The organism is Methylobacterium sp. A49B (assembly GCF_053346215.1).
On sequence record NZ_JBKFBO010000094.1, the window covers coordinates 52,353 to 64,062 of the forward strand.

Genomic DNA, 11,710 nt, shown 5'->3' on the forward strand with positions numbered 1-11,710 from the left:
ATCGCGGGTCTCTGACCCGTCCGGTACGGGAAGGTCACGCCGATCGTCAGTAGCGCGTCGTGGCGGCGGTGAGCCAGTCCGGCGAGGCCGCGACCAGGGCGGCTTCCGCGCGCTTGTCCAGTCCCGTCAGGACCAGCACGCCGAGCACCACCATGACCATGCCGAGGCCGGCCTTCACGGTCCGGCCCGCCGCCGCGAGGCCGCCGCGCCAGCGCATCAGCGCCTCGCGAGAGGCGAAGCCGAGCAGCACCAGCGGCAGGGCCGCCCCGATCCCGAAGGCCAGCATCGTGACGGCGACGCTCCCGAGCTGCTCGCCCCGCGCCGCCATCAGCGAGGCGGCCCCGAGGGTCGGGCCGACGCAGGGACTCCAGGCCGCGCCGAGCAGCAGCCCGACGGCGAACTGGCCCGACAGGCCCACGGAACCGACGCCGCCGAAACGCGCCTCGGCCCAGGCGCCCACGGGTCCGGCCGCGGTTGCGACCTGAGCTTGGAGCCGCGGCAGCATCAGCACGAGGCCCAGGATCATCAGGAGGACTGCGCCGACCCGGCGGAAGACGTCGCCGTCGAGTCCGATGGCGAAGCCGATCGTCGCCACGAACAGCCCGATCGCGGTGAATGCGATCGCCAGGCCGGCCGCCAGCGCCACCGGTCCGAGCCGATGCTCAGAGGCCGCCGTGCCGAGCACGATCGGCACCAGAGGCAGGACGCAGGGGGAGAGCAACGACAGGAGGCCGGCCAGGAACGCGAAGCCCATCGTCCCCAGCATGGTCGGTTCCCCGCCGTTCCGCCCGTTCCCGCGCAGGCTTCGCGCCTACGGCGCGGCCCGTCAACGCGGCCCCCGATCACGGCTCCGAGGGAACCCGGGCGGGTGTGGCGGGCTTCGGCGGCTGTCCGCGCGATGTCGGCGGGCGCTCGCGGAGCCGACAAGTGACCATCTTCTTCACGGCCGACACGCATTTCGGCGACCAGCGGGCGCTGCGGTTCGATCACCGGCCCTATCCCGATCTCGCGGCCCACGACGCCGGCCTGATCGCGGCCTGGAACGCCAATGTCTCGCCCGGCGACACGGTCTGGCACCTCGGCGACTTTGCCCTCGGCCCGAGCGGCGCGCGGATCCGCGAGATCCTCGACGGGCTGAACGGCGAGAAGCACTTGATCGTCGGCAACAACGACGGATCCGAGACGCTGACGGCGCCGGGCTGGGCCTCGATCCGCCACTACGCGGAACTGGAGGTGGAGGGTCGGATGGTGGTGCTCTGCCATTACGCGTTCCGGACCTGGAACGGCATGAGCCGCGGCGCTCTCAACCTGCACGGTCACAGCCACGGCAAGCTCAAGCCGATGCCGAAGCAGTACGATGTCGGCGTCGACCCGATGGGGCCCGTCCCTGTCACCGTATCGGCAATCCTCGCCTCCCGGCGACGCCGGAAGAGCTGAACCGGATCGGAACCTTCACGTCAGCTTCACCGTTTCAGCGGACAGAGACGGGATGGACGCGAGCCAGCCCGGAAAACCCGGCAGTCCCTCCCGGGCCTGCCTCCACAACGCGTAAGAGAGTGTACCCGTGAGTGCCAGTTCGGCCACTCTGATCCGATGCCTCGCCGCCGTTGCGGCCGGCATCATCTCGACCTCGTCGGCGCTGGCCCTTCCGGCCTGCCTGGAAGCCCAGCGCAAGATTGACGAGGCCAACGCCCTCCGGTTTCAGGCCCGCCAGGAGGCGCGGCTCGGCGACCATGACCGTGTCTGCGACACGCTCGACGAGGTGGGCGACCGTTACGACGATGCCCGGGACGCCTTCGAGCGTTGCGGTGAAGGTGTCGTCGCGATCGATCTCCGCAGCGAACTGCGGGGCCTCCGGATCGCCAAGAAAATCAACCGCTGCGACTGACCGGGTGCGCGCCCGCACCTCGGGCGGCCCGATCGAGCCTCATCATCCCGACATGCGCGACTCAGGTCGCCGAGAAGGTTTTGCGCCGATGTCTCCTGCTACCCATTCGAACGAGCTTCCGCCCGCCGCCGACCGCACCGGCCCGTCCTTCGCGGCCGCCCTCTGCGGCTTTGTCAGCACCACCGTCGCGACGACGATGCTGATCGTGCTCATCGGCGCTCTCTGATTACGGCGCGACCGACCAGAACCGCTGGCGGTTGAACAGCATGTCCTGCGCGCCGACCCGCGGAGTGTTCTCCGTGCGCCGGCCGCAATCCGGCTCCGGCGGCTTGGTTACGGCCGCCAGGGCCAGCGGCATCGGGGCCTGTTTCAGGCCGAGCCGCGCCTGAATCTCGGGATGGCGCGCCGCCGCGATGGTCAGCACACAGGCGATTAGGCCTCCGGCAACTGTTCCGAGAAAAAAATTCAGCATCGGCGACGCGTTCCGGCGGACGTTTCCTTGAGACCGGAACAAGTCGTCGTCGTCCAACCCGGCGGGATCATGGCGGATCTGCCGCTCACGCGGTTTTAACTCCTGCTCTGCGACAGCTACGCGCAAGCCTGCATTGCGGGCGAGCCAGATGCCGGGGGTGGAGCACCGATGAACAACGCCGCCAACGCCTATGCCAAGACCGCACACAGCGCGCTGACGCCGCGCGAGGCCGAATCCGCTCTCCTGCTCAAGGCCGCGCAGCGCCTGATCGGCGCCAGCCAGGGGCTCGCCGCAGGTGAGACCGGGCATCTCAACGAGGCCCTGTCATACAACCAGCGCGTCTGGACACTGCTCAGCTCCGAGGCGACGGCCGACGAAAATCCGCTGCCCGTCGACGTCAAGCAGGGTGTGGGTCGCCTGGGCGTCTACGTGCTTCGAACCTGCGTCGACGCGATGATCGCACCGACCCCGGAGAAGATCGCGACGCTCGTGTCGATCAACAACCACATCGCGGCCGGTCTGCAGGGCAATCCGGGCTGAGCCCGGGTTGCCGTCACGAATCGGCCGGCGGCGGACTGTCGTCCGGTGGGTTCGCGCCGGAATTCTCCCATTCCACGAGTTTGCGGCTGAGCTTGAGCGCCCGGTAGAACTCGCCGGCCTCGACGGCCTCCGCGATGGCTGCGACCTGCGGAGCGGCCGCGGGCGCCTGCCGGATCAGGTCCGTGGCCTGGCGGAAGAACAGGTCGATTCCCGGCGCCGGATCATCGGCGAGGTAGATCACCGTCAAGGTCAGGTGGAGCTGCTTGCAGCCCGTATCGGCTTCCGTTTCCGTGATGATCTCGCTCTCGCGGAGGAACTTGCATTGGGTTTCGATCAGGAAGCTCGACCGGCGGTCGCCATTGCGCAGTAGCGCGCCGTTGATGATCAGCCGTTCGAAGGGCTTGAGTTCCAGTCGGAGGGGCATGGCGTTTTCCATTCTAGAAGACGCCGCGATTTCATTCGCCAAACGTTAACGATTTGCCAACTTGCGGGACGCTGCGCCGCATTGCCCGGGGCCATAGCGGCTGTTAAAACTCAGACAAATCATCGTCCTTCGAGGCGCGGTCAAAGCAAGCCGATGACATCGACGCAGGTGAACCGCGCGCATTACCCGAGCCTCCGGGGGAAGCGCGTCCTCATCACGGGCGGCGCGTCGGGCATCGGTGCCGGCCTGGTGGAAGCCTTCGTGGCACAGGGCGCACATGTCGTGTTCTGCGACATCGCCGTGGACGCCGCCGAGGCGCTCGTCGCCCGCCATTTGCCCGAAGCGGGGACTCCGCCGCTCTTCCGGCGCTGCGACCTCACCGACGTCGGGGCCGTGCGCGCGCTGGTAGACGAGGCCGAGGCGGCGCTCGGCGGTCTGGACATTCTGGTCAACAACGCCGGCAATGACGATCGGCACCGGCTGGCGGAGGTGACGCCGGCCTATTGGGACGACCGGATCGCCGTGAACCTGCGCCACCTGTTCTTCGCCGCGCAGGCCGCGGTGCCGGCGATGCGCCGGGCAGGCGGTGGTGTGATCTTGAACTTCGGATCGATCAGCTGGCATCTCGGCCTGAAGGATCTGGCCATCTACCAGACCGCCAAGGCGGGGATCGAGGGTATGAGCCGCGCCTTGGCCCGCGATCTCGGCCGCGACGGGATCCGGGTGGTCTCGATCCTGCCAGGCAATGTTCAGACGCCGCGGCAGGAGAAATGGTACACGCCCGAGGGCGAGGCGGAGATCGTCGCGTCGCAGTGCCTGGACGGGCGCATACAGCCGGCCGACGTCGCCGCCCTGGCCCTGTTCCTGGCCTCGGACGACGCGCGGATGTGCACAGGGCACGGCTACTACGTGGATGCCGGCTGGCGCTGAGCGGAGCCGATTCTAGTCCTTGCCGGCCTCGTAGCGGGCCCTGGTCTCGGCATCCGGAGGATAAAGGCCGGGCAGTGCCGTGCCTCTGCCGACCTCGTCCATGACCCAGCCCTCGAAGCGCTCCTGCTCGGGTGCGAGGTCCAGAACCGTCTCCACCAGCGCAGCCGGGATCAGGACGGCGCCGTCCGCATCGACCACGATGACGTCGTCGGGGAAGACGGCGACGCCGCCGCAGGCGATGGGCTGCTGCCACGCCACGAAGGTCAGGCCGGCGACGGATGGCGGCGCCGCCGCGCCCTGGCACCAGACCGGCAGGCCGGTGCCGATCACCCCGGCGACGTCGCGCACCACACCGTCAGTCACCAGAGCGGCCACCCCCCGCTTGGCCATGCGGGCGCAGAGGATGTCGCCGAAAATGCCGGCATCGGTCACACCCATCGCGTCGACCACCGCGACGCAGCCCGCGGGCATGGCCTCGATCGCCGCGCGGGTCGAGGTCGGGGAAGACCAGGATTCGGGGGTCGCGAGATCCTCGCGCGCCGGCACGAAGCGCAGCGTGAATGCACGGCCGACGATCCGGGGCTGCCCGTCCTTCAGTGGCCGGGTCCCACGCAGCCAGACGTTGCGGAGACCCTTCTTCAGGAGGATCGTGGTGATCGTGGCGGTGGTGACCTGCGAGAGGGTCGCGACGATCTCAGAGTCGCTCGGCATCATCGTCTCCGCGAAGGCTCGTCGGAAGCTCGTCGGCGGTTCTTCGAGCTTGGCGCCGGGGAGGGATCCGCCCCGGCGCGGGATCGTGCGTCAGTCGCACGACTCCTTCTTCACGGTCTTGGAGTCGCCCATGTCGTTCTCCTTGCGCACCGTCTTGGTGACGCAGCCGTCGCCGTGTTCATGCACGGTCACGGACTTCGACTCGGAGGCCGGGCGATCGACGACGACGGCGGGGCGATCCCGCTCGATGACGGTGGTCTGCGCCTGCGCCGCGGCGCAGAGGCTCAGGAGGGCAGCAGTAGCGAGCAACGACTTGCGCATAGTGGGCTCCAGTATCGGTATAGGTACCGAGTAACGTGGTCCCAGCTTGAGCGTTCCGCTGATCTGAAAGTCATGGAGGCGGCCCGAACCCGTAAAGGAACTTGGCTCGGTCCGCGCGCCGTTCGGCATGAGGTTCAGCCGGAGCGACCGCGCCAGAAACGCCGGAATCCGGGGTGTTTCAAGCCGGGCCGACTACGTGCGCAGACGTCCGCGACGCTCATTACCCGCCGGTCATGGGTGGGAAGAACGCGATCTCGCGGGCGCCCACGATCGACGTCTCGGGCTTGGCATGGGCGCGATCGATGGCGGCCCGCACCACGCCCGGATCCTCGAACGCGTAGGCGTATTCCTCGCCGCGCCCGCGCAGCCAGCCCACAAGGTCCGCGACGGTGGCGACATCCGGCGGCAGGGCCAACTCCTCCTCGGGACGGCCGATCCGTTCCCGGACCCAGGCGAAATAGACGAGCTTCATCGCATCACCGTAGCGCACTTTTTTGGGGGCGGGCCGCGCATCCCGTGGCCCGGCGCATCAGCGCGGGTCGTCGATGACGTGCTTGATGCCGGCCCGCATGTAGTCCCACCCGGTCCACAGCGTGAGGGCCGCGGCGAGCCACAGCAGTGTCAGGCCGATCGGCACCGTCCCGGGGAGGACCGTCTCGCCCGCGGGGCCGGCCACCAGGAATCCGAGGGCGACGAGCTGCACGGTGGTCTTCCACTTGGCGATCTTGCTGACCGGCACGCCGACCTTCAGCTCGGCCAGGTATTCGCGCAGACCGGAGACCAGCACTTCGCGGCACAGGATCACGATGGCGGCCCAGATGTTCGTGCCGACGATCGTGTGGTCCGCCGTCAGCATCAGCAGGCAGGCCGAGACCAGAAGCTTGTCGGCGATCGGGTCGAGCATCCGGCCGAGTGCCGAGCTCTGGTGATATGTGCGGGCGACGTACCCGTCCAGGTAGTCGGTGATCGCGGCGGCCACGAACACGCCCAGCGCCGACCACCGGGCAGTGTGGGATTCGGGCCAGAACAGCAGCGCGACCATCACCGGTACCGCGACGAGGCGCCCGTAGGTCAGGCAGTTCGCAAGCGTCCAGGCCGGCGACCGTCGTCGAGGGAGGACGGCGTTCATCGCCGGGGTGAAATCAGAGCGCGGCGCGGGCGTCAACGCCTCCGGGCCGGGCTCGGCCATCGCGGCGGGGTTTTCAGGCGCCGGCATGGAAGAAGTCGTACACGGCCCGGGCGGTGGCGGCATTGACGCCCGGCGTCTTGGCCAGGTCCTCGAAAGCCGCGCGCTGGATGGCCTTCACGGTCCCGAAATGGTGCAGCAGCGCGCGCTTGCGGCTGGGCCCGATGCCGGCAATCTCGTCCAGGGGATTTTTGACCATCTCACGCTTGCGCTTGGCCCGGTGGCTGCCGATGGCGAAGCGGTGCGCCTCGTCTCGGAGTCGCTGCACGAAGTAGAGCGTCGGGTCGCGCGGCGGAAGCTTGAAGGGCGCACGGCCGGGCACGAAAAACGTCTCGCGTCCGGCGTCGCGGTCGCGCCCCTTGGCGACGCCGACCAGGGGTACGCCCGAGACGCCAACTTCGTCGAGGGCGGTCCGGGCGGCGTCGAGCTGCCCCTTGCCGCCGTCGATCAGCACGAGGTCCGGCCACGCTGGGAACGCCTCGCCGTCCTCCGCGGGCGGCGGCACTGGCGCCTGCGCGCCACCGTCCGCGGCGGCGGCCGCCGCCTCCCGCTCGGTACGGGGCGCCTCCTTCACCAAGCGTTTGAACCGGCGCTGCAGAACCTCGCGCATCATGCCGTAATCGTCCCCGGGGGTAAGCTCCTCCGACTTGATGTTGAACGTGCGGTAATGCGTCTTCATGAACCCCGTGGGCCCTGCGACGATCATCCCGCCGACGGCGTTCGTGCCCATGATGTGCGAGTTGTCGTAGACCTCGATCCGGCGCGGCGCGCGGTCGAGGCCGAAGGCCTGCCCCAGGGCCGCGAGCAGCTTGCCCTGGGACGCCGTGTCGGCGAGGCGCCGGGCGAGCGCCTCCTTGGCGTTGCGCTGGGCGTAATCGACGAGGTTCTTGCGCTCGCCGCGGCTCGGCCGATGGATCTCGACGCGGTGATCGACGCGGCTCGACAGGGCGGCGGCCACCAGTTCCGCATCCTCGATCTGGTGGCTGGTCAGGATCGTCCGGGGCGCCGGCTTGTCGTCGTAGAACTGGCCGATGAACGAGCCCAGCACCTCGTCGGGCGTCATGGTCCGGTCGGCCTTCGGGAAATAGGCGCGGTTGCCCCAGTTCTGGAAGTTCCGGAAGAAGAACACCTCGATGCAGAACTGGCCGGCCTGCTCGTCCAGGGCGAACACGTCCGCTTCCTCGACGCCCTGGGTGTTGACTCCCTGGACGCCCTGGATGGCCGAGAGCGCGGCGATCCTGTCCCGGAAGCGGGCCGCACGCTCGAACTCCATGGCCTCGGAGGCCTCCTGCATCTCGGCGCGCATCCGATCCTTCACGGCGTTCGACTTGCCCGCCAGGAAGGCGCGGGCCGAGTCCGCCATGGTGGCGTAGTCTTCCTGGGCAATCTCGCCCGTGCAGGGGCCGGAACAGCGCTTGATCTGGTAGAGCAGGCAGGGCCGGGTCCGGTTCTCGTAGTAGCTGTCCGTGCAGGTGCGCAGCAGGAAGGCGCGCTGCAGGGCGTTCACTGTCCGATTCACCGCCCAGACGCTCGCGAAGGGACCGTAATAGCTGCCCTTCCGCCGCCTTGCGCCGCGATGCTTGACGATCTGCGGTGCGGGGCCGTCATCCGTGACCAGGATGTAGGGGAATGACTTGTCGTCCCGCATCAGCACGTTGAAGCGGGGCTTCAACTGCTTGATCAGGTTGGCTTCCAGGAGCAGCGCCTCGGTCTCTGTGGCGGTGGTGACGAATTCCATCGCCGCCGTCTGCGAGATCATCCGGGCGATGCGATTCGAGTGCGCCTGACCCCGGGCATAGGAGCCGACCCGGTTCTTCAGGTTCTTCGCCTTGCCGACGTAGAGGACGTCGCCCCGGTGATCGAACATCCGGTAGACGCCCGGCGAGGACGGCAGCGTCGACCAGAAGCGGCGGATCACCTCCGTGCCGGCCTGCACGGCGCCGGGCTCGAAGTCGAAATCGATCTCCGGCGACTCGTCGGTGGGAAGACCGGCCTCGGGCTCGTCTGCGCCCTCGTCCCGCTCGGCATCGCGGCCGTCGTCGAAGGTATCGGGGGGCAGGTCTGAGAGGGCTCTGCGGCTCATACCGCAGATCTAAGCGTTCCGGCCGCCGAGGGGGACGGGGCCGCCGACAAAAAATGCGCGTCGGCGGCCGATCGAAGCGATCAATCGAACAGCGAGTCGATGTCGCTCTGGTCGACGTGGCCGATATCGTGATCGAGCTTCGGCCCGTTGAGCAAGCTGCTCTCGTCGTCCAGGGCGGTGGAGACCGGCATGACGGCGATGAGTTCCTTGAAGCTGTCCAGCTCCGACCATGTGGCGATCAGCCGGTCAAGATGTTCCTCGATGAACTTCATCACACCGACGATCTTGCTGATCCGCTGGCCCGTCAGGTCCTGGAAGTTGCAGGCCTCGTAGGCCGTGATCACCCGCTCTAGGATGACGTCGATGTGCGGCTTCATGCCGGGCGGCAGGGTCGTGGCGTTGAGCATGCCGGCATGGCTCTCGATCTCCTCGATCGCGCCGAGGAGCTGCGTCGTCGCGCGCTCCGTCGAGTCCACGACGGCGTCGAGCTCGTCCGCGGCCCGACGCATGCCCTTGCCGGTGTATTCGGTCCTGTGGAGGGTCGCCAGCTCCGCCTTCGTGCGGGTAATCGCCTCCTTCATCACGTCCAGCTCGGTCCGCATGGCCAGGGCCTCGTGCAGCTCGCGCCGGCACGATTCGACCGTCTCGCTGGCGCTCATCTGCGTGATGCGGCGCAGGTCCTGGATGGCGTTGTAGATCTCGTCGAGGCGCTCGCCTGAGGCGGGAACGCCCGCCGGCGGTGGCGGGGCCCCGGGAAGCCCGAGAACGTCTTCGATGCGGTAGCGCTTCTGGGTCATCATCCGGGCGTAGGCGTTCGGGTTCCGTCGGCCCAACTCTCTAACACATCAGTTAGCGGACTGTGACTGCCAAGCTTGCCAACGCATGCGTGGCACCGCGACGAAGAAGCGGCCAAGAATTCGGTGCCCCCGGCGAAGCACCGGCATTGACGTTTGATTCACGCTGAGGCCGTCCGGGCGGGGAGGGCAACGCGGTTCAGCCGGATTCACCACGTTCGTTCACCTGATTCGCCAAGATCCGGCGGGATCCTCCCGACGCAGCGGGCGTGTGCCCCGGTGCGGGAGGTTGCGATGCGGGGATCGGTCCGTGTGGGTCTGTGGGCGGCCTTGGCCGCGGCTGCCGCCTGCGTGCCCGCGCAGGCGCAACAGGCGCGCTACGCCGAGGGTGGTTACGGGGGCGGCCTGATCGAGTATATCGTCACAGGCGGGGCCGGGGCCGGGCGGCAGACCTGGCCGCAGCGTTACGCGCAGCCGCAGCGGGGCGAGGCGCCTATGCGGGTCGCGGCCTATTCGGGCGAGCTTCTGCCCGCCGAGCCCGGGCCAGCCCAGGTCTACGCACAGCCACAACCCTATGGGGCAACGCCGACCGGCGGCTACGGCGCGCCTCTGGCCGATCCGAGCCGCATCGCCCGCGCGGTCGCACCCGAATATCAGCGCCAGGAGGTCGCGTTCCCCGGCTCGCAGAGGCCCGGAACAATCGTGATCGACACTGCGGGCAAGCACCTCTACCTCGTGCAGGCCGGCCAGCGGGCTCTCCGCTACGGCATCGGTGTCGGCCGGCCCGGGTTCGCCTGGAGCGGGCTCAAGACCGTCAGCCGCAAGGCGGAATGGCCGGACTGGACGCCGCCGGCCGAGATGCTCGCCCGCCGCCCCGACCTGCCGCGCCACATGGCCGGCGGCCCGGAGAACCCGCTGGGCGCACGGGCCCTCTATCTCGGCTCGTCACTCTACCGGATCCACGGGACGAACGAGCCCAACACGATCGGGCAATCGGTCTCGTCGGGGTGCATCCGGATGATGAACGACGACGTCATCGATCTCTACGAGCGCGTGCCCGTGGGAACGCGGGTCGAGGTTCTCTGAACGCCTCACGCTTCCCCCAGATACGAGGAAGGCCCGGCCGCGCCTGACGCGACCGAGCCTTCTATTCGGTGTGCCGGACAATCAGGTCCAGTCGCTGTCGTCGCCGCCGCCGAGGTCGCCGCCGAAATCACCGCCCGGATCGCTGTAGCCGGCGTCCTGGAAGCCGCCCATGTCGCCGCCGCTGTTGTCCAGGGCCGAGCCGAGATCCTGGTTGCCACCGCCGTCGCCGTAGTAGTTGTTGACGATGGTCTCGCCGCTTCCGCCGCCGAGGCCCGCTGCCGCGGCGCTGCCGAGGCTGGAATGGCCGCCCGCGAAGGCGTTCGACAGGGCGCTGCCGAGGAGCATGCCGCCCGCCGCGCCGGCCGCCATGGGCAGCGCCGTCGCCATGAAGCCGCCGCCGCGCGCCGGGGCCTGGGGCTGGCCGCCCCACGGGCCGCCCTGCTGCTGCGGGTAGCCGCCCTGTTGCGGGTAGCCGCCCTGCTGGGGGTAACCCTGCGGCGGGCCGCCCTGATTGCCCCAGGGCTGGCCGCCCGGACGCGGCTGCCCGTAGCCGGGCTGGGGCTCCTGGCGCTGCTGGCCGCCGCCGCCGAAGATGCTCGACAGGAAGCCGCCGCCCCCAGACGACTGGGCCGGGGCCGCCTGACTGCGGGCCTGCTCCAGCTGCTGGTTCAGGCTCTTGATCGCCTCTTCCTGCACGTAGATCAGCTGCGCCATCGCGTAGGGCGCGTAGGGCTGCGCACGGAGCTTGTCGGCGATGAAGCGCTCCGCCTCCGCGTCGCGGGGCTGGGTCTGTGCCTGCTCCAGCCGCTGGAAGATACCCGAAATGACGTCGCGTTCTTCGCTGTTCATGGAGTCGTCCTCCTCGAATCTCACCCGCGGGCCCGAACGCGCCGCATGGCAGCTAGGACATGGGTGCGCGGCGACGCTTTGTCAGGGGGATTGCGAAAACTTCATTGGCGGGTCCCGAAACGCGAGAAGCCCGGCCTGTGGGCCGGGCTTCCTGCACTCCGACCGTGGGACGCGGCCGCAGCCGCGCCGCCCCGATCCTAGAAGGTGCCGAACTTGTAGTTCAGGCCGGCGCGGACGACGGCGAACTCGTCGGCGCGTCGTCCGATCGGGCTGTAGACGGCCGGGACGTTGTTGGCGGCGTTGATGACGAACGCGCCCTGGTTGCGGGTGTTGCGGTCGAGGTTGACGTACAGGCCTTCGACCTTGAGCGTGACGGCCGAGGAGCGGAAGAAGTTCAGGAAGGAGTCGGTGGGCAGGGCGTACTCG

At 68.9% G+C, this 11,710-nt stretch carries 16 protein-coding genes and 1 pseudogene; 6 read left to right on the forward strand and 11 right to left on the reverse strand.

The features are described 5' to 3' along the window. Positions 1-46: 46 nt before the first annotated feature. A complete protein-coding gene (locus tag ACLBX9_RS13615) occupies positions 47-766 on the reverse strand; it encodes a cytochrome c biogenesis CcdA family protein (RefSeq protein WP_010682801.1) in 720 nt (239 codons plus the stop codon). Between the two features lie 161 nt (positions 767-927). Between ACLBX9_RS13615 and ACLBX9_RS13620 the strand changes: the two genes are divergently transcribed. The 3 genes from ACLBX9_RS13620 (at position 928) to ACLBX9_RS13630 (ending at position 2,114) form a co-directional block, all read left to right on the forward strand. After that, positions 928-1,437: a metallophosphoesterase family protein gene (locus ACLBX9_RS13620; RefSeq protein WP_010682802.1), complete on the forward strand. Its 510-nt coding sequence runs from the start codon at positions 928-930 to the stop codon at positions 1,435-1,437. A gap of 127 nt (positions 1,438-1,564) precedes the next feature. Continuing rightward, positions 1,565-1,888 carry a hypothetical protein gene (locus ACLBX9_RS13625; protein WP_010682803.1) on the forward strand — a complete coding sequence of 108 codons (324 nt, stop codon included), beginning with the start codon at positions 1,565-1,567 and terminating at the stop codon, positions 1,886-1,888. Positions 1,889-1,892: 4 nt separating this feature from the next. After that, entirely contained in the window at positions 1,893-2,114 is a 222-nt protein-coding gene (locus tag ACLBX9_RS13630) for a hypothetical protein (RefSeq protein WP_158168874.1), read from the forward strand. Here the strand turns inward: ACLBX9_RS13630 and ACLBX9_RS13635 are convergent, their stop codons facing one another. After that, entirely contained in the window at positions 2,115-2,360 is a 246-nt protein-coding gene (locus ACLBX9_RS13635) for a hypothetical protein (RefSeq protein WP_039892382.1), read from the reverse strand. Between the two features lie 168 nt (positions 2,361-2,528). On the opposite strand from ACLBX9_RS13635, the gene flaF reads away from it, so the two are divergent. Further along, on the forward strand, positions 2,529-2,900 hold the full coding sequence (flaF, locus tag ACLBX9_RS13640) for a flagellar biosynthesis regulator FlaF (RefSeq protein WP_039892385.1): 372 nt from the start codon (positions 2,529-2,531) through the stop codon (positions 2,898-2,900). A 13-nt stretch (positions 2,901-2,913) separates the two neighbouring features. On the opposite strand, the gene ACLBX9_RS13645 is transcribed toward flaF, so the two are convergent. Continuing rightward, a complete protein-coding gene (locus ACLBX9_RS13645; RefSeq protein ID WP_010682807.1) occupies positions 2,914-3,324 on the reverse strand; it encodes a flagellar biosynthesis repressor FlbT in 411 nt (136 codons plus the stop codon). A gap of 153 nt (positions 3,325-3,477) precedes the next feature. On the opposite strand from ACLBX9_RS13645, the gene ACLBX9_RS13650 reads away from it, so the two are divergent. Then, a complete protein-coding gene (locus ACLBX9_RS13650; RefSeq protein ID WP_447719304.1) occupies positions 3,478-4,254 on the forward strand; it encodes an SDR family NAD(P)-dependent oxidoreductase in 777 nt (258 codons plus the stop codon). Between the two features lie 12 nt (positions 4,255-4,266). On the opposite strand, the gene ACLBX9_RS13655 is transcribed toward ACLBX9_RS13650, so the two are convergent. The 6 genes from ACLBX9_RS13655 to ACLBX9_RS13680 all read right to left on the reverse strand — a co-directional run bounded on the left by ACLBX9_RS13655 (position 4,267) and on the right by ACLBX9_RS13680 (position 9,352). Continuing rightward, positions 4,267-4,965, reverse strand: a complete 699-nt coding sequence (locus ACLBX9_RS13655) for a ribonuclease activity regulator RraA (protein ID WP_447719305.1) — start codon at positions 4,963-4,965, stop codon at positions 4,267-4,269. Between the two features lie 90 nt (positions 4,966-5,055). Further along, positions 5,056-5,286 (reverse strand): hypothetical protein, encoded by a 231-nt coding sequence (locus ACLBX9_RS13660; RefSeq protein WP_447719306.1) that lies wholly within the window; start codon positions 5,284-5,286, stop codon positions 5,056-5,058. A gap of 220 nt (positions 5,287-5,506) precedes the next feature. Next, on the reverse strand, positions 5,507-5,758 hold the full coding sequence (gene moaD, locus ACLBX9_RS13665) for a molybdopterin converting factor subunit 1 (RefSeq protein WP_447719307.1): 252 nt from the start codon (positions 5,756-5,758) through the stop codon (positions 5,507-5,509). 57 nt (positions 5,759-5,815) lie between these two features. Beyond that, complete coding sequence (pgsA, locus tag ACLBX9_RS13670; RefSeq protein ID WP_191991953.1) at positions 5,816-6,415, reverse strand: CDP-diacylglycerol--glycerol-3-phosphate 3-phosphatidyltransferase; 600 nt, start codon at positions 6,413-6,415, stop codon at positions 5,816-5,818. 73 nt (positions 6,416-6,488) lie between these two features. Further along, positions 6,489-8,555 carry an excinuclease ABC subunit UvrC gene (uvrC, locus tag ACLBX9_RS13675; protein WP_447719308.1) on the reverse strand — a complete coding sequence of 689 codons (2,067 nt, stop codon included), beginning with the start codon at positions 8,553-8,555 and terminating at the stop codon, positions 6,489-6,491. Positions 8,556-8,635: 80 nt separating this feature from the next. Further along, on the reverse strand, positions 8,636-9,352 hold the full coding sequence (locus ACLBX9_RS13680) for a protein phosphatase CheZ (RefSeq protein ID WP_447719312.1): 717 nt from the start codon (positions 9,350-9,352) through the stop codon (positions 8,636-8,638). A gap of 291 nt (positions 9,353-9,643) precedes the next feature. On the opposite strand from ACLBX9_RS13680, the gene ACLBX9_RS13685 reads away from it, so the two are divergent. Beyond that, positions 9,644-10,435, forward strand: coding sequence for a L,D-transpeptidase (locus ACLBX9_RS13685; RefSeq protein WP_447719309.1), 792 nt, complete (start codon positions 9,644-9,646; stop codon positions 10,433-10,435). Positions 10,436-10,516: 81 nt separating this feature from the next. On the opposite strand, the gene ACLBX9_RS13690 is transcribed toward ACLBX9_RS13685, so the two are convergent. Beyond that, a complete protein-coding gene (locus tag ACLBX9_RS13690) occupies positions 10,517-11,284 on the reverse strand; it encodes a DUF2076 domain-containing protein (RefSeq protein WP_447719310.1) in 768 nt (255 codons plus the stop codon). A gap of 197 nt (positions 11,285-11,481) precedes the next feature. Beyond that, positions 11,482-11,710 (reverse strand): annotated as a pseudogene (locus ACLBX9_RS13695) (porin family protein); the annotation flags it as partial.

Bases quoted from the DNA above. Each gene is read 5' to 3' on its own strand.
- ACLBX9_RS13615 (WP_010682801.1), bottom strand. From the start codon at position 766: ATGCTGGGGACGATGGGCTTCGCGTTCCTGGCCGGCCTCCTGTCGTTG.
- ACLBX9_RS13635 (WP_039892382.1), bottom strand. From the start codon at position 2,360: ATGCTGAATTTTTTTCTCGGAACAGTTGCCGGAGGCCTAATCGCCTGT.
- flaF (WP_039892385.1), top strand. From the start codon at position 2,529: ATGAACAACGCCGCCAACGCCTATGCCAAGACCGCACACAGCGCGCTG.
- ACLBX9_RS13645 (WP_010682807.1), bottom strand. From the start codon at position 3,324: ATGCCCCTCCGACTGGAACTCAAGCCCTTCGAACGGCTGATCATCAAC.
- ACLBX9_RS13650 (WP_447719304.1), top strand. From the start codon at position 3,478: ATGACATCGACGCAGGTGAACCGCGCGCATTACCCGAGCCTCCGGGGG.
- ACLBX9_RS13655 (WP_447719305.1), bottom strand. From the start codon at position 4,965: ATGCCGAGCGACTCTGAGATCGTCGCGACCCTCTCGCAGGTCACCACC.
- ACLBX9_RS13660 (WP_447719306.1), bottom strand. From the start codon at position 5,286: ATGCGCAAGTCGTTGCTCGCTACTGCTGCCCTCCTGAGCCTCTGCGCC.
- moaD (WP_447719307.1), bottom strand. From the start codon at position 5,758: ATGAAGCTCGTCTATTTCGCCTGGGTCCGGGAACGGATCGGCCGTCCC.
- pgsA (WP_191991953.1), bottom strand. From the start codon at position 6,415: ATGAACGCCGTCCTCCCTCGACGACGGTCGCCGGCCTGGACGCTTGCG.
- uvrC (WP_447719308.1), bottom strand. From the start codon at position 8,555: ATGAGCCGCAGAGCCCTCTCAGACCTGCCCCCCGATACCTTCGACGAC.
- ACLBX9_RS13680 (WP_447719312.1), bottom strand. From the start codon at position 9,352: ATGACCCAGAAGCGCTACCGCATCGAAGACGTTCTCGGGCTTCCCGGG.
- ACLBX9_RS13685 (WP_447719309.1), top strand. From the start codon at position 9,644: ATGCGGGGATCGGTCCGTGTGGGTCTGTGGGCGGCCTTGGCCGCGGCT.
- ACLBX9_RS13690 (WP_447719310.1), bottom strand. From the start codon at position 11,284: ATGAACAGCGAAGAACGCGACGTCATTTCGGGTATCTTCCAGCGGCTG.